The following is a 17,003-nucleotide window of genomic DNA, read 5'->3' on the forward strand; positions in this document are numbered from 1 at the left end:
CCCCTCGGGCGCCCGGCCCGTCGGCACTAAGGTTGAGGTCATGCCAACCGCGTTGATCACCGGCGCCAGCCGCGGGCTGGGAGCGGCCATCGCCCGCCAACTCGCCCCCACCCATGACCTGCTGCTCGGCGGCCGGCCTTCCACCGAACTGGACGACATGGCGTTGTCACTGGACGGTGCGAGCACCTGGCCGGTCGAGCTGACCGATCCCGACGAGATCGCTGCCGCCACCGAGGCGATCAGCTCGCTCGACGTGCTGGTGCACAACGCGGGGGTGATCAGCTGGGGCACCGTCGAGGAATCACCCGCCGACGAGTGGCGCCGGGTCCTCGAGGTCAACCTCATCGCCGCCGCCGAACTCACCCGGCAGCTGCTGCCCGCCCTGCGCAACGCCGGCGGTCATGTGGTGTTCATCAATTCCGGTGCCGGTCAGCGGGTCAACCCGGGCTGGGGCGTCTACGCGGCCAGCAAGTTCGGCCTGCGCGCGCTGGCCGACGCGGTCCGGATCGAAGAACCCGCTCTGCGGGTGACATCGATCTTCCCGGGCCGGATCGACACCGACATGCAGGCCGAACTGGTGGCCATGGAGGGCGGCATCGACTACGACGGGACCCGCTACCTACGCCCCGAAACCGTGGCCGCGGCGGTGGTCGCCGCCATCCACACCCCGGTCGACGCCCACCCGCAGGAGATCGTGCTCAAGCCCACCGGTCGTCGCTGACCCGGGGTCTCAGCCCTCGGCGGCCGGCCGCAGGAAGTCGCCGGCCACCGCCACCGCCGGACCCGAGCTGTCTCCACCGACCACCAGCGAGGCGAAGGCGATGTCACCGCGGATGCCCGCGAACCAGCCGTGCGCGTCGGTGTTGTCGCCGTACTCCGCGGTGCCGGTCTTACCGCCGAGCCCGTCGATGTCGGCCAGCGACGATGCGGTGCCCGACGTCACGGTTTCCCGCATCATCGCCCGCAACGCCGTGACCACATCGGGGTCGAGCGGCGGTGGCGTCTTGTCCGAGGTGGTCTGCTCACCGGCCACCAGGCCCGGCGCCACCAGTGACCCATTGCCCAGGCTCGCTTCGGCCACCGCCAGACCGAACGGCGAGACGGTGACACTGCCCTGCCCGATCCCGTTCTCCACCCTGCGCGCCGGCGTATCCGCGGCGCCGACCTTCCCGGTGACCGTGGTGATACCGGGAACCACGAAGTCCACACCGATCCCGAACTGTTCGGCAGCGGCCGGCAACGCACCGGCACCCAGCCGGTTCGACAGCGTGGCCATCGTGGTGTTGCACGAGCGGGAGAAGGCTGTGCTGAGCGGGACCGAACCCAGATCGAACTCGTCTTCGTTCGGGATGGTCCGTCCCTCGATGGTCGCGCGGCCCGGACAGGGCAGTTGCGTCTGCGGCGTCACCGCACCCGACGTCAACGCGGCCGCCGTCGTCACGGTCTTGAACGTCGAGCCGGGCGGGTACAGCCCGGTCAGCGCGATCGGACCCTCCTTGTTCGCCGCATCGTTCTGTGCCACCGCGAGTATCCCTCCGGTCGACGGCGAGATCGCCACCAGCACCGCCGGTTTGGTCTGCGACGACACGGCCTGCTGGGCAAGCATCTGCAATCGCAGGTCCAGTGTCAGCCCGATCGGTTCGACCTGTTGCGGGAGAACACTCTTGAGTTGATCGACGCTGTTGCCGTCACCGTCGACGATCCGGACCGACCACCCGGCCCCGGCCGAGATCCGCTCATTCCAGATCTCTTCCATCCCGGCCAGCACGGGCGAGCGCAGTCCACGTTCGACGGTGAGCAGTTTCCCCTGCTCCGCGACCTCGACACCGTTGATCGAATCAAGCTGTTCGCGAACCCTTTCCAGATCATCTGCCCGCAGCGTCGCGACGGTGACGGTCGGTCCGCCCTGGTCCTTTGCCACGGTCCGGATCGACGCATCGGTGATCGACGGGTCGATCCCGCCCAGTACCCGCGCCAGCGCTGCCGAACCCTCGCCGAGTGCCGCCTGATCCAACGTGATCACACCGACCGTCTGCCAGGTCATCAACTCGGCGCCGGATCGGTCGACGACCGGGGTGAGCAACTCCTTGTCGTCGAAGTACTGGAAGTATGTTCCGGGTCGTAAGTTGCTGTGCAACAGGGCCGGTGACCACTCCAGCCGCCTGCCGTCGTCGGTCTCCACCGATCGGCCGATGGTCTCATACGTCAGATCTCTACCCGGCCCGAATGTCCACGTCATGGTCAGTCGGCCGTCCCCACCGTCGGATCCCACGTCTCCGACCGCAACATCGACCTCGGCCTCGTCCCCGAGGCGGCTGTACATGTCCCCGATCGCCACCCTGGCGGTCGCCGGATCGGTGGTCTGATCAGCCGCCTCGGCCACATCCTTCTTCTCCAGCGCCGACGCGAAGGCCTCGAAGTTGCTCTCCGGATCGTCCCCGGGCTGACCGCAGGCCGCCACCACCAGCGCCACGACCAGCACCACCGCTGCTGCCATCCATCGTTTACCCGGCCGAGTGCGCTCATCAATACTCATTGCCCGCGAACTCAACCATCCCGGCGCATCGCCCACAAGGTCGCAACACTCCGCCGGGCGATAGCGTTCTGCTATCACCGCAGTTCGGCCCCACCCCTGGCGTCGTCAAGGACCACTGGCCGCGCCCGATCCGGGAGCTGGACAACGGTGGTGGCGCCGGCGGCGTCGTATGGCAACCAAGGGGTCTCGCGGAGGGCGGGGCAATGTTCAGGGGTTGGGTTGTGCGCGATATCGATCATCCGGTCGAGGGCATCGCGTGCGGCAGCCAGATCTGCCATCGCGGCGCTGATGCGGTCGCGTTCTGCGGCGAGGAGCTCGAAGCCCTCGGGGGAGGCCTGGCCGGTGTCGACACAGGGCAGCAGCTGCAGGATCGTTCGACTCGACAGACCGGCGGTAAAGAACTGCTGGATCAACTTCACCCGCTCGACGGCTGACTCCGGATATGTGCGCTGGCCACTGGCAGTACGTTCAGAAGCAAGAAGACCCTGCTCCTCGTAGTAACGGAGAGCTCTCGTGCTGACTCCTGTGCGGCGTGCGACATCCCCTATCCGCATCCCGTGCGCCTCCTCGAAATGGGCTATCCCGTTCGCCGACTTGCCCTTCACGTCAACGTCAGGTTTTAGAGTAGCCGAAGTCGGGCCGGATACGACCCGATGACCACACCGATCTCCCAGAAAGCAAGGCCCCCATGGACATCACTGATCAGATCGCCCTCGTCACCGGAGCCAATCGTGGCATCGGCCGGCAATTCGTGCTCGAGTTGCTCGACCGTGGCGTGAGCAAGGTGTACGCGACGGCCCGCAGCATGGCGACCCTCGATTTCGACGACAAGCGGGTGGTGCAGTTGCGACTCGACCTGACCGACCATCAGTCCGTCGCCGCGGCGGCCGCCGCCGCGCCGGATGTAACCCTCCTGGTCAATAACGCCGGCATCGCGACCGGCGCGCCGCTGGTCACGGGCGACCTGTCCGAGATTCGCCGGGAGATGGACACACATTTTTGGGGAACACTCGGCGTGATCCGGGAATTCGCCCCGGTCCTCGCCGCACACGGTGGTGGTGCGATCGTGAACGTACTGTCTGCCCTGTCCTGGTTCGCCGCCCCCGGCACCGGTTCGTATTCCGCTGCCAAAGCAGCTGAATGGAACATGACCAACGGCGTGCGCCTCGAGCTCGCCGCTGCGGGCACTCTCGTACAGGGGGTCCTCCTCGGTGCTGCCGACACGGACATCTCGGCCGGCTACGACGGGCCCAAGATCGATCCCCGCGACGTGCCCCGTCGCTCACTCGAAGGCCTGGTCGACGGCTCGATCGAGGTGATCGTCGACGACTGGACCGCGATGGTGAAGGCGTCACTGGCCGGAGACCCTGCCGCGTTCTACGAGCAGATGACCGAACTCCTCACCGCGAGCTGACCAGCGCAGCAGGCACTTCGCCTCGCAGTGACAGTCAGACAAGTGGGCTCCGGACCTCCGTCACCGCGATCCTGGCGACCCGTCCGATCGCGGCCTCCACCGTCGGGAGTGACATCTCCGATCGGGCGGCATGGGTGAACACGGCGACCGCGATCGGATGCTCGCCGGGGTATTCGACCACCGCAACCTCATTCCGGATGGCGCCGAGTGTTCCGGTCTTGCCCGCAATGGTTGCCACCCCCAGCGGGAATCCCGACGAGATGCGTTGCTGCCACGCCTGTTTACGCATGGTCTTGCGGATCAGGTCGCACATCGCCGGTGAGGCCACCCGATCGTCCCAGATCAATTCGAGCAGTCGGGTGGCCTCACGTGGTGTGGTGGCACTGGCCAATGCTGGGTCGTACGCGCTGATGGTGTCGTCACGGTCGATGTTCGCCAACGCCGAAAAGGCCTCGGAGACCGTGTCCGCCCCGGTCTCGGCCACGAGTTGTTGCTGCAACTGAGCCATTCCGCCGACCACGCGGGTCCCCTCCAGGCCGACCGACTCGAGTACCTCCCGAACCGCGGCCAGTCCGACCTCGGCGAGGATCACGTCGGCGGCAGCGTTGTCCGAGACCACCATCATCTGCACGGCCAGGTCACGCCAACTCAACGTGATCGGATCGTGCAGCGCCGCAATGCCGGTCGGTCCGGCCGCACAACTGCGCGGATCCACGGTGACGGTCGCGGCCAGGTCGAGCTCACCGCGGTCCGATTTCCGACACAGTGCCACCATCAGCGGCAGTTTGTACACCGACGCCATCACCACCGGATCGTCTGCATCCCAGACGAACTCACGGGAAGGCGCCCGACCGATGGTCCGGGCGTGCACCCAGCCCGCGCAGCCGGCGTCGGCGAAGGTCTCCCCGATCCGGGACCGGGCCGTCGCGACATCCTGCGCGGTCACCGGGAGAGTTTCCACAACGCCGATTCGACCGCGTCGATCGCCACCTGATCGGCTCCCGGACGCCGCACGACCAGCAGTCGCAGGGGAACGTCCTCCCGGATCATCGGCACCAGCCTGATGCCGGCGATGTGCTGGAGGTGATCTTCATCCACCGCCAGCGCGAAGGCCTGACCGCCCGCCACGGCCGCGATGGCCTCACCCGCGGTCCGGACAGGCAGGACGTCGACGTCGAGCCCGCGGACATGGAGTGTGTCGAGGAGCAGGTCGACGGCGGGCGGGTTCGCGGCCCGGGGCACATGCGCCAACGCCAGCGAAGCGAGCATGCGCACCGAAGGCCGCGTCGCCGTCGTCACCGGATGACCTTGCGGAACCATGAATGTCCGATCGATGCGGACCGCGGAACCCGCCTCCAGATCGTCACGGACACAAGGATGCTCGACCACGGCGAAATCGAGCAGGCCCTTCCGCACGTCCGCGACCAGTTCCGCGACCGTGCCGGTGACCATCCGATGTCCCCGATCGGGTCCCAGTCCGGCGAGGGCCATCGAACAGCGGGCCGCGATCGCCGGGTCCAGGTCGGAGGGCAATCCGCATCGCAGGACGTCCCGGTGCTCGCGTAATCGCCGGGCTTCCCCGGCAAATCGTTCGGCGTCGTCGACCAATACCCGGGCACGGGGCAGGAGTTCGCGTCCGGCACCGGTGAGCACAGCTCCCTGTGGTCCCCGGCGGATGAGTTCGACACCGAGTTCCTTCTCCAGGCGTCGCAACCCCTGGGACACCGGGGGCTGTGTCATCTCCAGGCGTGCGGCCGCATGGCCGAAATGTCCCTCTTCGGCCACCGCCACGAAGAACCTCAGGTGTCGGACCAGATCCATACCCACCACTGTGACATCTTTCGGCGACCACAGGCATTTGCACGGTCGAGCCCCGGCGAGGAGTGCGATCTGCGTGTAATGATGGTCCGGCAGCCGTTTCACCCCCGAGTGACGGGAGGGCAGTATGCCCACGTATCAATTCCGCTGCCAGTCCTGCGGCGACTTCGACCGCCACTATTCCCTCGCCGAACTACCCGCCGAGTCATCTTGTCCCCGCTGCGAATCGGCGTCGCGGCGGATGATCACCACAGTCGGCCTCACCTCCGGCAGTTCCCCGTCGATGCGTGTCCTGGATGCGACGAAACGCAGTGCCTCCGAACCGACTGTCGTGAACGGTCCGCTTCCCTCGCCCCGGCAACCTGCGCCACGGCGTCGCACCGTGTCCACCGACCCCCGGCATTCCACCCTGCCCCGACCCTAGGGAGATCAGCTCATGCCTGACGTGGTGTTTCCGCTCGACTCCACCAAGAAGTTCACCGAACAGCAGTTGTTGGGCCACAACCGTTGGCATCACGCGATCCCGCCCGCGGTCACCGTCAAACCGGGTGAGAGCTTTCGCGTCCATTGCCGGGAATGGTTCGACGGGGCCATCGAGAACAACGACTCGGCCGAAGACATCCTCAACGCACCACTGACCACGGTCCACACCTTGAGTGGACCCATCGCGGTCGAGGGTGCCAAGCCCGGGGATCTGCTGATCGTCGACATCCTCGACCTCGGCCCCATCCCGCAAGAGGATTCGGGACCGCTGGCCGGCCAGGGCTGGGGTTACACCGGGATATTCCCAACCGACAACGGTGGCGGCTTCCTCACCGAACAGTTCCCCGATGCGTACAAGGCGGTCTGGGACTTCTCCGGCCAGACCGCCACCTCACGTCACATCCCGGGTGTCGGCTTCACCGGCATCGTTCATCCCGGGCTGATGGGAACCGCGCCCTCGAAAGAACTCCTGGGAACCTGGAACACCCGCGAAGCAGCCCTGATCGCAACCGATCCCGACCGGGTGCCACCGCTGGCACTGCCACCGGAACCCCGAGATGCCATTCTCGGAAGCCTGACCGGCGATGAATTCGCCTCTGCGGCAGCCGAAGCCGCGCGAACCGCACCACCCCGGGAGAACGGCGGCAATCAGGACATCAAAAACCTCACCAAGGGCACCCGCGTCTTCTATCCCGTCTTCGTGGACGGCGGCAACCTTTCCGTCGGTGACCTGCATTTCAGCCAGGGAGACGGTGAGATCACCTTCTGTGGCGCCATCGAGATGGGTGGTTTCATCGATCTCCGCGTCGACATCCTCCGCGATGGCATGACCACCTACGGGGTGGGCGAGAACGCAATCTTCATGCCCGGCAACACCGACCCGCAGTATTCACAGTGGCTGGCGTTCTCGGGCACCTCGGTCACCCTCGACGGTCAGCAGCGTTACCTGGACTCACATCTGTCGTATCAGCGCGCCTGCCTGCACGCGATCGACTACCTGACCAAGTTCGGGTATGCGCCCGAACAGGCCTATCTGCTCCTCGGCGCCGCACCCATCGAAGGACGGTTGTCCGGTGTGGTCGACATACCCAATGCCTGCGCCACCGTGTACCTCCCGACCGCGATCTTCGACTTCGACATCACACCCGGGCCCAACGGCCCGACCCAGATCGATCCCGGCATCGGTGCACCCCACGCGAGTCGCGGCCGGTGAGGGTGTCGCGGACTCACCAGTCGAGGTCGACCGCGAACTCGACCAGCGCGGCGCTGACCTCCTGGGCGCATTCCATCTGGATGAAATGCCCGGCGCCCTGATAGATTTCGACCCGCTGCAGCCGAGGCATCATCTCCCGCATTCGGGTGATGGCCTTCGTTCCTGTCATCGTCAGCACGGGATCGTTGCCGCCGCAGAGAAACATCGCGGGCACATCGAGACTGCGCGGCCGCGTGGCCTGTTGCTCCCAATTGAGGTCGGCGGCACGGTACCAATTCAATCCACCGGTGAAACCTGCTTCGCCATAAGCACTTTCGTAGATGTCCACGTCAGTGGCCGTCAGCCACGCCCACGGCAGTGGCGGCGCCTGCGGTAACGCGTCGAGATATCCGACCCTGGTGCCCCCGCGACCACTCGGGTGCTGCCAGATGTCGAGGTAGCGATAGGCCCCCGAGAGGGCGTGATGGATGCGGTGCAGAAACTCTCGGGGTGCCGCATCGAGTTCGGCATCGGCGAGCCCGGGCTGCAGGAAGTACTCGAAATGGAAGAAGTGGTTCTGCGCGATGGCGGTGAACGCATCGGACGGCTTTATCGGAAGCCGGTCCGGTGAGTACGGCATCGCCATCAGGACCAGTCCCGCAATGCGCAAGGGATGTGTGAGCGCCAGGGTCCACGCCGTGGGTGCCCCGAAATCGTGGCCGACCACCACCGCGCGATCGACGTCCAACGCGTCGAGCAGACCGATCAAGCGCCGACCGACCGACGTATACGTGTACTCACCGATCGTCGCCGGCGCGGTGGTTGCGCCGTATCCGGGCATGTCCGGGGCGATCACCCGGAACCCGGCACTCACCAGCGGCTCGACCTGGTGACGCCAGCTGTACGCCAGACCCGGAAAGCCGTGGCAGAGCAGGATCACCGGCCCGGAACCCTCATCGATGAGGTTCCAGTCGAAACCGGCGACCGTCACTCGTCGATAGCGCACGACACTAGAGTTGCTGCAGGTCCTCGGGCCGCCAGACCGCTCGCATCGTCTTGATCTTGCCGTCGTCGTCGAACACCATGATGTCGACCGGGGTGATCTTGAACGACATTCCCGCGGTCTCGGTGATCAACGTGAACTCGAAGACCGCGGTGTCCCCCGCGATCTTGGTCCAATGCAGTTCTGCGGTGGCCTTGTCCATCGCCGCGATCACGCCGTAGAACTCGATCAGCGACTCGCGGGTGTTCCGGATGTCGGCGCCGATCGGATCCTCGACGGATGCACCGTCGGCGTAGAGATCGGCCACCTGTTCCGGCGTTCCGTTCGCAACCAGGTCGACATACGATTCGACAACCTTTTGCAACTCCTCGACACTCGCCATCTGGCGTCTCCCCTCGAATCAGTAGAACGTGTTCTAGTTCGAGGCAGCACAATACCCCGCCGGCAACCTGTGCCGACGGGGTATTGGAGAGTCCGGTCTTAAGTGGCCGGTCAGCGACTCTGGTCAGCGGCAGCAGCGTTGGTCTTTGCGCCGGCATTGGCCAACTCGCCCGCAGCGTTCTCGAGGTGCGCCCGGACGAACCACTGGAACTTCTCGAGTTCAGCGGTCTGGCCGATCAGGATGTCCTCGGTGATCGGGTCGATCTCACTGGCGACCTTGATCGCCTCGCGATGCGAGGTGATGAAACCGACGTACACCAGGTCGAGCGCACCGAGATGGGCCTGGACGGTGTCGCGACCGACGGAGTAGTCCTTCCAGGAGCGGTCTTCCTCGATCGCCTTGGCGGTGCCGTTGGGCGATCCGCCCATCGTCGCGATTCTCTCGGCGAGTGTGTCCGCGTAGCCGCGCACGAGGTCGACCTGCGGGTCGATCATCTCGTGAACGCCGATGAAGTTCGGTCCGACCACGTTCCAGTGAATGTGCTTGAGAGTCAGGTGCAGGTCGTTGAATGCACTGAGGCGTTCCTGCATGACTGCGATCAATTTCTTTGTGGCCTCATCCGAGAGACCCGGTGCTGTGAATGTAGTCATGACCATGGGGTGCCCAGCAGACGTAACTTTCAAACGTCGGGGCGAACCGCTCGACTCACCACACGCCGGTCAACCGAGTCCCGATGTCCTTGACACCCCATACCCATTGGGATTGGGTCAACTGAACACTTAGTGCCCAAGTCCGATAGACATCGAAGGATTGCGAAATGACGCAGAACCCACCCCCGCCCGGAGACGAACCCGGCGTTCCTCTCGGGAAGAATCCGGGGCAGCCCGAACCGCCGCAGGGCGGTCAATACCCACCACAGGGCGGCTATCAGCCCCCGCAAGGCGGCCAGTACCCGGCGCCCGGCAGTTACCAGCCTCCGCAGGGCGGCCAGTACCCGCCGCAAGGTGGATATCAGCCCCCGCAGGGCGGCCAGTCCTATCCACCGCCCCCGGCAGGTGGGCACTACCCGCCGCCGCAGGGTGGTTACCAGTCTTCGGGTGGCTTTCCGCCACCACCTCCGGTGGGCCAGTACTCACCGCAGGGTGGCGGATACCCCGCCGGCGGCGGCTTCGGGCCGCCACAGCTGTCCGTCGGTGCGGCGATCAACTACGGCTGGGAAAAGTTCAAGGCCAACGCCGGCCCCTGGATCGCGATCTGCCTGCTGGCGTTCGTCGTCAGCCTCGTCGTCCAGTTCGCATTCTCCGGCTTCAGTTTCAACACCGACTCGTGGCTCCTGAGCCTGCTCGGTAGCCTGGCCTCGTTTGTCGTCACCACGATCTTCAAGGCCGCCGTCACCAACGGCGCCCTGGCCGAACTCGATGGTCAGCGCCCCAACATCAACGCGTTCTTCAACTTCAGGAACCTGGGCGTGGTGTTCATCGTCGCCATCGTCGTGGGCATCATCACCTGGATCGGCTTCATCCTGCTCATCATCCCGGGCCTGATCATCATGTTCCTGACCTGGTACGCGCTGACTTTCGCAATCGACCGCGACATGGACGCGATGACCGCGATCAAGGCGAGCTTCGAACTGACCTCCAAGAATGTCGGTCCGCTGTTCCTGCTGGCACTTGCCTGCGTCGGCCTGAACATCGTGGGCGCCCTGCTGTGTGGCCTGGGGTTGCTCGTCACCGTCCCGCTCACGCTCATCGCGAGCACCTACGCCTATCGCGTCCTGACCGGAGGCGTTGTCTCACCCGCAGGCTAGTTACGGTGAGGCGGGCCCACCCGTGGTTCGCACCAGCCCGATATCGGCGCAATTCTGCGCCGGTATCGGGCTTTTTGGTCCCGGGACCCCGGACTGCTCGAGGTCGAAGTGATCGAACCGTCAGTTGGTTGGCGGCGCAGCGGTGCCGGGCGCGGGCACCGAGATCTCCATCGTGCGCGCGGTTGCTTCCCGGCGCGCCCGCCCGCGATAGACCAGGACACCCCCGATCGCGAAGATCCAGACGGCGAACTGCACGGTCCACGCGACCCGGAACGAGTCGAACGAGTAGCCGCCCATCGCGCCGATGATGCTGCCCATCACCTGCATCACCACCATCGACACCAGGAACCCACCCATGTTGACCAGGCCCTGCGCGGTGCCCAGCACCGCGCCCGGGTTCGAGGTCCGGGCGAAGTCGAAGCCGATCACCGATCCGGGGCCGCCGACCGAGATGACCACCACCAACAGCATCAGCAACCACATCGGCGCCCGGGTCGGGAGCAGTAACACCGCCGCCCAGACCACCGCATTGCTGCCCATGATCACGAGCACCAGATCCGACCGCCGCTTCGGATAGCGTCCGGAGTACACCCCGATCAGGATTCCGGCGACGATGATGACACCGACCGAGACCGTCAGGATTCCGCCTGCGGTCTCCTTCGAGAGCCCCTGAGCAGCGGTCAGATACGGGATGCCCCACATCAGCGAGAACACCGTGATCGAGAACTGGGTCCCCATGTGAGTGAAGAATCCCAGTTTCGTCCCGGACCGCGACCACACCGTCTTGACGCCCGCCAACGTCACGCGCAGCGAGGTCCGCGGCACGGCCGTCTCGGTTCCGGCCGGGGCGTTTCGGACGACCGCCACCGTCAACACCACCGAAAGCAACCCGAGGGCCGCGGCCGACATGTACGCCCGTGTCCAGCCCTGGGCATCGAGCAGCATCAGGAATGGCACCGCGGACAACACCTGCCCGAACTGTCCGCAGATCCCGGTGAACTGGGTGACCAGCGGTACCCGGCGCGGGGTGAACCACCGTGGGACCAACCGCAGTACCGAGATGAACGTGAACGCGTCGCCGATCCCGACCAGGACCCGAGCCGCGATGGCGACCGGCAGGTCGTCGGTCAGCGCCATCGTCATCTGTCCGGTGACCAGGATCAGCCCACCGGTCGCGAGCATCGCCCGCGACCCGAAGCGGTCCAGCAACAGGCCGGCGGGCACCTGCGCGAGCGCGTAAACCGTGAGCTGCAACACCACGAACGTCGAGAGCACACCGGGTGCCGCCGAAAACCGGTCGGCAGCATCGAGCCCGGACACACCGAGGGTGGTGCGGGCGAGGATGGCCACCACATAGGCGAATACACCTGTCGCCCAGACCACCCATGAGCGCACAGATATCCCTTTCCCACGTTCGGCCCCGGCTTTCAAGCATGGTCCCATTCGAATCGACCCGGCGCCCGGGGGCGAAGGAACACCCCGGCCCCACCCGTCGTTGTAGGAACAGAACTCCGCCGAATCCTGCCGATGTCAGACGCCGGCAGCCGGCTGTGAGAAATACAAAGGAGAGTCCACGTGTCGCATGAATACCGCAAAGATCCCGACGCCGTTGCGCGCCTGAACCCGGCGCAGTTCGCCGTCACGCAGGAATCGGCCACCGAGCCGGCCTTCCGCAACGAATTCTGGGACAACCACGAAGCCGGCCTCTACGTCGACATCGTCTCGGGCGAACCCCTGTTCACCTCGACCCAGAAGTTCGACAGCGGCTGCGGCTGGCCCAGTTTCACCACCCCGATCGAACCGGCAAACGTCGTAGAGAAGAGTGACACCACCCATGGGATGGTCCGCACCGAGGTGCGTTCGGCCCATGGCGACAGCCACCTCGGCCACGTCTTCAACGACGGACCCATCGCCGAAGGCGGTCTGCGTTACTGCATCAACTCGGCCGCGCTTCGCTTCATCCAGGTCGCCGACCTGGAGAAGGAAGGCTACGGCGAGTATCTCGAGCTGTTCACCACCGAGGAGGCGAAGTAGATGAGCGAAAAGGCGATACTGGCCGGCGGATGCTTCTGGGGCGTGCAGGACCTGGTCCGCAAACTGCCCGGCGTTCTCTCGACGCGGGTCGGATACACCGGCGGCGATGTCCCGAACGCGACGTACCGGAACCACGGCACGCATGCCGAGGCCCTGGAGATCGAGTTCGATCCGGAACAGATCAGCTACCGCGATCTGCTCGAGTTCTTCTTCCAGATCCATGACCCGTCGACCAAGAACCGACAGGGCAACGACGTCGGGGCCAGCTACCGGTCGGCGATCTTCTACACCGACGACGAGCAGAAGCAGGTGGCGCTGGACACGATTGCCGACGTCGACGCGTCGGGACTGTGGCCGGGCAAGGTCGTCACCGAGGTGACCCCGGCCGGCGACTTCTGGGAGGCAGAGCCCGAACACCAGGACTACCTCCAGCGGATCCCCAACGGTTACACCTGTCACTACGTCCGACCGGGTTGGAAACTGCCCCGTCGAGCACAGACCACCAGCTAGATCGCAGACACACCAAAGCCCTCGCCCGACTCCGGTCGTGCGGGGGCTTTGACTTTCCCGACAGGAAAGTAGATACTACTTTCCCAATAGGAAAGTGAGTTCCCATCATGGCCGACATCGATCCGGAAGAAGCCCGCCGCGAACTGGAGTCCGCCGACCGCGCGCGGCGCCAGGTGAGCGAGGAAGTGGGACTACCCGTCCAATACTGGTGGGGCATGGCGGCCGGCTGGCTGGTGTTGGGAGTTCTTGCCACCTTCACCCCGTGGTGGCTGGCCGCGGCGGGGACGATCCTGTTCGGGGCGGGTCATGCCGTCCTGGCCTCGCAGTTCTTGAGCGGCCGTCGCCGCACCTCCCGCATCCAGGTCAGCCACGAGGTGACCGGCGTCAAGAACGCGATCATGGTGGTCGGGATACTGCTGATACTGGTCGCCCTGACGATCTCGTTCGCACTGGTTCTCGACGCCCAGGACGTCGGGATGCCCGCGCTGTGGTCGGCACTGGTCGTCGCCGTGATCACCGGGGTCGGCGGACCCGAGATACTCAAGACGGTGCGCAGATGGGCGCGTGTGTGAGCCCGACCGACGGTTTCGATGAACTCATCCACCCCAGTACCCGGTTGTCGCTGGTAGCCACCCTGGCGGCCGCCGACTGGGCCGAGTTCTCATTCCTCAAAGAACGCCTCGCCTTATCCGATTCGGCGCTGTCCAAGCAGTTGTCGACCCTCGAAGGGGCCGGGTACCTGATCACCGAACGTGCACCCGCCGGCCGCAGACGGACGGTCCGGGTCAGACTCACCGACGTGGGCAGGCAGGCGTTCAAAGGCCACATCGCCGCGTTGCAGGCGATCGTCGACAGCGCCGCCCCCGGTGACCCGGTCACCGACGGTTCTTAGCTAGAAGCCCAGGCCCATCCAGTCGGTGGCGGTGAACTCCTTCTCCAGGTGCGCGGCCTCGACCTTGACCTCATCGGGATCGGGATCGAGACCGTCGCCGGCGAGGGCCCGCAGAGCGGCGACGACCCCGGCCTCGTAGGTTTCGAATCCGCCGATGACCACGCTGTCCGCCCGCCACCACACCAACAGGTGCGAGCCGCTCGGGGACGGGCAGAAGCCGATCACCCGGCCGTCCCGGGCCAGCGTCGGGCAGTCGTCGGGGTAGCCGTCGGTTTCGCTCATGGGAGCACTGTATTCGTAGCCCCCGACGTACCCGCTGACCAGCGGTGATGGGCGTCGCATGGGCGCCGCGGTGTTTGCCGCCGCGGTGCGCGGGGTAGTCCGTGAGCACCATCGACATGTCTGGAGCTGATCGTGAACACCGTTGTCTGGATCGTCATAGCCGTTGTTGTCGTACTTGTCCTGATCGCCCTGATCGCCCTCCTGATGCGGAGGCGCCGCGCACAGCGGCGGGTCGAAGCCGGACAAATCCGTCAAGCGGCATCGCAGCGCGTGAACGAGGTTCAGCGAAACGAGGCCATCGCCGAAGAGTCGGCAGCAAAGGCACGCCGCGCCCAGGCGGACGCGGAGGCCAAGGCCGCCGAGGCCAAGCGTTTGAAGCACGAGGCGTCGACCCACGAAGATGTCGCAGCGTCAGCGCGTGAGGAGCTCGACGCCCAGCTCCGGCACGCCGACAAGATCGATCCCGATGTCCCGCACGCCGGTCGGCACGAGCGCGATGCGGACGCCGGCGACCAGCCTGTCGCGGAGGGCAACCGGCAGGCACCAGGAGCCGCTCCGGCCGCACCGGTGGGCAACCAGCAGGCGCAGGGGCACGGGGCGAATCCGGCCGCACCCGGAGCCAATCAATTCGCACCCGGGGCCAACCAGCCGGCGCCCGGCGTCGATCGTTCAGCTCCCTCGGCCAACCCGGTACGCCGCGGTGGCGACCCGGCGCCCATCGATGGTGCTCAGGCCCCTGGAGAAAGGCACACCCAGCAGTAGGTGTTCGACGATCAGATGAGGCCGGTCACCTCGAGGCCGTCGAGGGCGATGTTGGCGGTGCCGAGCAGCAGGTTCATCTCGGCGACCGTCACATCGCGCGTGGCCGGATTCTGCAGGCCTGCGCTGTTGACCAAGGCAACGGTCCGAACGGCTTGGAACATCAGCGTGGTGGCCAATTCATCGCCGAAGATGTCCCCGGCGAACCAGCCCGTGAACAGCCCTTCGAGGTCCGTCCCGTAGGTCTTCTCGAAGTCGGCAATGATCCCCGGCGTCGCGTCCACGAGTGCACCGCCGAATGTGTAGAAGTCCCTGGTGTTGTCCGCGGTGGTACCGATGTTGACCAGCGCCTTGGGGAAATCGATGACCAGGTGCGCGAAGATTGCGCCCGTGACGACCCGTCCGGGGCTCCGGTCACAATCCCCGGTCAACGCCAACGCGTCGGCCCAGTGCGGTGACGGCGTCCCGCCGGTGACGTATTCGTGCAGGTCCGCCAGGTACAGCCGGACCACTTCCACTGCGAGATCGGCGGCCCAGACCGGGTCGTCGTACGTCCCCGAATCGATACTCGGACCGACCAGATCGAGAATCTCATCGAAGGCCAGCGGGAAGGTTCCCCGGTAGTCGTCGGAGTGGGTCAGTTCGGCGCGCACCGCGGAGATCCGATCTCGGGCCTGCGGGAAGGTCTCGATACCGGCCGGGTCGGTCAGCGCCGCGAGGGCGGCCTCCGATTCCGGGGTGGACGCGGGCACACAGGCCGACGAGGCCGGTGCGGCGATGCCGACGGGGGCGGCAGTGGCGGTGGGTGCGGTCAATGTCGCGGATCCGAGGATCAACGCGATCGTACCGATGGCTGCTCGGGTCGTCTTCTTCAGAATCACGGCGGAACACTAACGTACGCCGTGGTCGGTACGCCGCTTCGGGTCTGTGGGCGTCCTCGCCGCCGCGCGCCACCGAAGGCCGCGGCGGTCTGCGGTTTAGGCTGATGAGATGCGGTATGGGATCTCAATACTTCCGGATCAGCCATGGCATCAAGCGCGGCCCAAATGGGAGCGCGTCGAAAGCATGGGCTTCGACCACGGGTGGTTCTTCGACCATTTGGTGTGGGGCGGCCTCCCGGACTCCCAGTGGTTCTCCTGCATTCCCACGATGACGGCGGCCGCCGCGGTGACACCGATCAAACTCGGGACATTCGTGGCCACCCCGAACTTTCGGCATCCGGTCTCTTTCTCCCGCGAAATAGAGACGCTCCTCGATATCGCCGGTGACCGGATCCTGCTGGGACTGGGTGCCGGCGGTACCCCCGACGACGGCCTGGAAGGTACAGCGCCGCTGACCGCCAAACAGAAGGTCGACCGGTTCCAGGAGTTCACACTGTTGCTCGAACGGCTTTTCAGCGAAGACCACGTCACCGCGAACGGTGAGTACTACCAGGCCCGGAACATGCGTCTCGTGGGCGGACCGGTGCGAGATGAGATCCCACTCATATTGGCGGGCAACGGTCCCCGTTCGATCCGCTTCGCCGCACAACACGGTGACGCCTGGATGACCACCGGCGCCAAGGTCGAGACCCTCGATGAGTGGTTCACCGGAATAGCCGCTAGTTGCGGACTCCTCGAGGAGACACTGGTCGAGAGTGATCGGGATCCGGGCGGCTTCGATCGCTACCTCAACCTCGACGCCTCGCCACAATTCTCGCTGGAGAGCGTCGGCGTCTTCGACGACATGGTCGGCCAGGCAGCAGAACTCGGGTTCACCGATGTGATCACCCATTGGCCACGTGAGACCGACCCCTTCCGTGGATCCGTCTCGGTCTTGGAATCGTTGACAGAACGCGGATTCAACAACCCCTAGTCAAGAACCGGCCCGGGGTGTGGTGTGTGAACCGAGG

The 17,003-nt window shown here is 65.7% G+C and carries 21 protein-coding genes; 11 read left to right on the forward strand and 10 right to left on the reverse strand.

Features of this window, described 5'->3' with window-relative positions; all coding sequences use genetic code 11:
- The first annotated feature begins 40 nt into the window (after positions 1–40).
- Positions 41–721 carry an SDR family oxidoreductase gene (locus AC51GT_RS09700; RefSeq protein ID WP_496324295.1) on the forward strand — a complete coding sequence of 227 codons (681 nt, stop codon included), beginning with the start codon at positions 41–43 and terminating at the stop codon, positions 719–721.
- Between the two features lie 9 nt (positions 722–730).
- Here the strand turns inward: AC51GT_RS09700 and AC51GT_RS09705 are convergent, their stop codons facing one another.
- Both AC51GT_RS09705 and AC51GT_RS09710 read right to left on the reverse strand, forming a co-directional pair.
- The gene (locus AC51GT_RS09705) at positions 731–2,536 is read right to left on the reverse strand and encodes a penicillin-binding transpeptidase domain-containing protein (protein ID WP_496328617.1); all 1,806 of its coding nucleotides are present in this window, start codon (positions 2,534–2,536) and stop codon (positions 731–733) included.
- Positions 2,537–2,610: 74 nt separating this feature from the next.
- Complete coding sequence (locus AC51GT_RS09710) at positions 2,611–3,090, reverse strand: MerR family transcriptional regulator (RefSeq protein ID WP_496328618.1); 480 nt, start codon at positions 3,088–3,090, stop codon at positions 2,611–2,613.
- Between the two features lie 134 nt (positions 3,091–3,224).
- Here AC51GT_RS09710 and AC51GT_RS09715 point away from each other — a divergent pair, with 134 nt between their 5' ends.
- On the forward strand, positions 3,225–3,950 hold the full coding sequence (locus AC51GT_RS09715) for an SDR family oxidoreductase (RefSeq protein ID WP_496328619.1): 726 nt from the start codon (positions 3,225–3,227) through the stop codon (positions 3,948–3,950).
- A 34-nt stretch (positions 3,951–3,984) separates the two neighbouring features.
- Here AC51GT_RS09715 and AC51GT_RS09720 read toward each other — a convergent pair whose 3' ends face one another.
- Both AC51GT_RS09720 and AC51GT_RS09725 read right to left on the reverse strand, forming a co-directional pair.
- Positions 3,985–4,896: a serine hydrolase gene (locus tag AC51GT_RS09720; RefSeq protein WP_496328620.1), complete on the reverse strand. Its 912-nt coding sequence runs from the start codon at positions 4,894–4,896 to the stop codon at positions 3,985–3,987.
- Positions 4,893–5,771: a LysR family transcriptional regulator gene (locus AC51GT_RS09725; protein WP_496324300.1), complete on the reverse strand. Its 879-nt coding sequence runs from the start codon at positions 5,769–5,771 to the stop codon at positions 4,893–4,895. The genes AC51GT_RS09720 and AC51GT_RS09725 overlap by 4 nt, the downstream gene beginning before the upstream one ends.
- 124 nt (positions 5,772–5,895) lie before the next feature.
- Between AC51GT_RS09725 and AC51GT_RS09730 the strand changes: the two genes are divergently transcribed.
- On the forward strand, positions 5,896–6,192 hold the full coding sequence (locus tag AC51GT_RS09730) for an FmdB family zinc ribbon protein (RefSeq protein WP_496328621.1): 297 nt from the start codon (positions 5,896–5,898) through the stop codon (positions 6,190–6,192).
- Between the two features lie 12 nt (positions 6,193–6,204).
- Positions 6,205–7,464 carry a formamidase gene (gene fmdA / locus AC51GT_RS09735; RefSeq protein ID WP_496328622.1) on the forward strand — a complete coding sequence of 420 codons (1,260 nt, stop codon included), beginning with the start codon at positions 6,205–6,207 and terminating at the stop codon, positions 7,462–7,464.
- 13 nt (positions 7,465–7,477) lie between these two features.
- On the opposite strand, the gene AC51GT_RS09740 is transcribed toward fmdA, so the two are convergent.
- The 3 genes from AC51GT_RS09740 to AC51GT_RS09750 form a co-directional block, all read right to left on the reverse strand.
- Positions 7,478–8,449: an alpha/beta fold hydrolase gene (locus tag AC51GT_RS09740; protein WP_496328623.1), complete on the reverse strand. Its 972-nt coding sequence runs from the start codon at positions 8,447–8,449 to the stop codon at positions 7,478–7,480.
- 4 nt (positions 8,450–8,453) lie between these two features.
- Positions 8,454–8,828 (reverse strand): nuclear transport factor 2 family protein, encoded by a 375-nt coding sequence (locus AC51GT_RS09745; protein ID WP_496324304.1) that lies wholly within the window; start codon positions 8,826–8,828, stop codon positions 8,454–8,456.
- Positions 8,829–8,938: 110 nt separating this feature from the next.
- Positions 8,939–9,478, reverse strand: coding sequence for a Dps family protein (locus tag AC51GT_RS09750; RefSeq protein ID WP_496324305.1), 540 nt, complete (start codon positions 9,476–9,478; stop codon positions 8,939–8,941).
- A gap of 167 nt (positions 9,479–9,645) precedes the next feature.
- Between AC51GT_RS09750 and AC51GT_RS09755 the strand changes: the two genes are divergently transcribed.
- A complete protein-coding gene (locus tag AC51GT_RS09755) occupies positions 9,646–10,635 on the forward strand; it encodes a hypothetical protein (RefSeq protein WP_496328624.1) in 990 nt (329 codons plus the stop codon).
- 120 nt (positions 10,636–10,755) lie between these two features.
- Here AC51GT_RS09755 and AC51GT_RS09760 read toward each other — a convergent pair whose 3' ends face one another.
- Positions 10,756–12,030 carry an MFS transporter gene (locus tag AC51GT_RS09760; protein ID WP_496328625.1) on the reverse strand — a complete coding sequence of 425 codons (1,275 nt, stop codon included), beginning with the start codon at positions 12,028–12,030 and terminating at the stop codon, positions 10,756–10,758.
- A gap of 180 nt (positions 12,031–12,210) precedes the next feature.
- Here AC51GT_RS09760 and msrB point away from each other — a divergent pair, with 180 nt between their 5' ends.
- The 4 genes from msrB to AC51GT_RS09780 all read left to right on the forward strand — a co-directional run bounded on the left by msrB (position 12,211) and on the right by AC51GT_RS09780 (position 14,071).
- Positions 12,211–12,669 (forward strand): peptide-methionine (R)-S-oxide reductase MsrB, encoded by a 459-nt coding sequence (gene msrB, locus AC51GT_RS09765; RefSeq protein WP_496324308.1) that lies wholly within the window; start codon positions 12,211–12,213, stop codon positions 12,667–12,669.
- Positions 12,670–13,179 (forward strand): peptide-methionine (S)-S-oxide reductase MsrA, encoded by a 510-nt coding sequence (msrA, locus tag AC51GT_RS09770; protein ID WP_496324309.1) that lies wholly within the window; start codon positions 12,670–12,672, stop codon positions 13,177–13,179. It begins immediately after the preceding gene.
- A gap of 107 nt (positions 13,180–13,286) precedes the next feature.
- Positions 13,287–13,751 (forward strand): hypothetical protein, encoded by a 465-nt coding sequence (locus AC51GT_RS09775; protein WP_496324310.1) that lies wholly within the window; start codon positions 13,287–13,289, stop codon positions 13,749–13,751.
- The gene (locus AC51GT_RS09780) at positions 13,736–14,071 is read left to right on the forward strand and encodes a transcriptional regulator (protein WP_496328626.1); all 336 of its coding nucleotides are present in this window, start codon (positions 13,736–13,738) and stop codon (positions 14,069–14,071) included. The genes AC51GT_RS09775 and AC51GT_RS09780 overlap by 16 nt, the downstream gene beginning before the upstream one ends.
- Here the strand turns inward: AC51GT_RS09780 and AC51GT_RS09785 are convergent, their stop codons facing one another.
- Entirely contained in the window at positions 14,072–14,353 is a 282-nt protein-coding gene (locus AC51GT_RS09785; RefSeq protein WP_496328627.1) for a hypothetical protein, read from the reverse strand. It abuts the gene before it with no gap.
- 132 nt (positions 14,354–14,485) lie between these two features.
- On the opposite strand from AC51GT_RS09785, the gene AC51GT_RS09790 reads away from it, so the two are divergent.
- Entirely contained in the window at positions 14,486–15,115 is a 630-nt protein-coding gene (locus AC51GT_RS09790) for a hypothetical protein (RefSeq protein WP_496328628.1), read from the forward strand.
- Positions 15,116–15,126: 11 nt separating this feature from the next.
- On the opposite strand, the gene AC51GT_RS09795 is transcribed toward AC51GT_RS09790, so the two are convergent.
- Positions 15,127–15,993, reverse strand: coding sequence for a DUF5995 family protein (locus AC51GT_RS09795; RefSeq protein ID WP_496328629.1), 867 nt, complete (start codon positions 15,991–15,993; stop codon positions 15,127–15,129).
- 109 nt (positions 15,994–16,102) lie between these two features.
- Here AC51GT_RS09795 and AC51GT_RS09800 point away from each other — a divergent pair, with 109 nt between their 5' ends.
- Positions 16,103–16,966: an LLM class flavin-dependent oxidoreductase gene (locus tag AC51GT_RS09800; RefSeq protein WP_496328630.1), complete on the forward strand. Its 864-nt coding sequence runs from the start codon at positions 16,103–16,105 to the stop codon at positions 16,964–16,966.
- Positions 16,967–17,003: the final 37 nt, after the last annotated feature.

Source organism: Williamsia sp. z34 (assembly GCF_059553395.1).

Excerpts from the sequence above, each read along its gene's own strand:
- AC51GT_RS09700 (WP_496324295.1), top strand. The coding sequence starts at position 41 with ATGCCAACCGCGTTGATCACCGGCGCCAGCCGCGGGCTGGGAGCGGCC.
- AC51GT_RS09705 (WP_496328617.1), bottom strand. The coding sequence starts at position 2,536 with ATGAGTATTGATGAGCGCACTCGGCCGGGTAAACGATGGATGGCAGCA.
- AC51GT_RS09710 (WP_496328618.1), bottom strand. The coding sequence starts at position 3,090 with ATGCGGATAGGGGATGTCGCACGCCGCACAGGAGTCAGCACGAGAGCT.
- AC51GT_RS09715 (WP_496328619.1), top strand. The coding sequence starts at position 3,225 with ATGGACATCACTGATCAGATCGCCCTCGTCACCGGAGCCAATCGTGGC.
- AC51GT_RS09725 (WP_496324300.1), bottom strand. The coding sequence starts at position 5,771 with ATGGATCTGGTCCGACACCTGAGGTTCTTCGTGGCGGTGGCCGAAGAG.
- AC51GT_RS09730 (WP_496328621.1), top strand. The coding sequence starts at position 5,896 with ATGCCCACGTATCAATTCCGCTGCCAGTCCTGCGGCGACTTCGACCGC.
- fmdA (WP_496328622.1), top strand. The coding sequence starts at position 6,205 with ATGCCTGACGTGGTGTTTCCGCTCGACTCCACCAAGAAGTTCACCGAA.
- AC51GT_RS09745 (WP_496324304.1), bottom strand. The coding sequence starts at position 8,828 with ATGGCGAGTGTCGAGGAGTTGCAAAAGGTTGTCGAATCGTATGTCGAC.
- AC51GT_RS09750 (WP_496324305.1), bottom strand. The coding sequence starts at position 9,478 with ATGACTACATTCACAGCACCGGGTCTCTCGGATGAGGCCACAAAGAAA.
- AC51GT_RS09755 (WP_496328624.1), top strand. The coding sequence starts at position 9,646 with ATGACGCAGAACCCACCCCCGCCCGGAGACGAACCCGGCGTTCCTCTC.
- msrA (WP_496324309.1), top strand. The coding sequence starts at position 12,670 with ATGAGCGAAAAGGCGATACTGGCCGGCGGATGCTTCTGGGGCGTGCAG.
- AC51GT_RS09775 (WP_496324310.1), top strand. The coding sequence starts at position 13,287 with ATGGCCGACATCGATCCGGAAGAAGCCCGCCGCGAACTGGAGTCCGCC.
- AC51GT_RS09780 (WP_496328626.1), top strand. The coding sequence starts at position 13,736 with ATGGGCGCGTGTGTGAGCCCGACCGACGGTTTCGATGAACTCATCCAC.
- AC51GT_RS09785 (WP_496328627.1), bottom strand. The coding sequence starts at position 14,353 with ATGAGCGAAACCGACGGCTACCCCGACGACTGCCCGACGCTGGCCCGG.
- AC51GT_RS09800 (WP_496328630.1), top strand. The coding sequence starts at position 16,103 with ATGCGGTATGGGATCTCAATACTTCCGGATCAGCCATGGCATCAAGCG.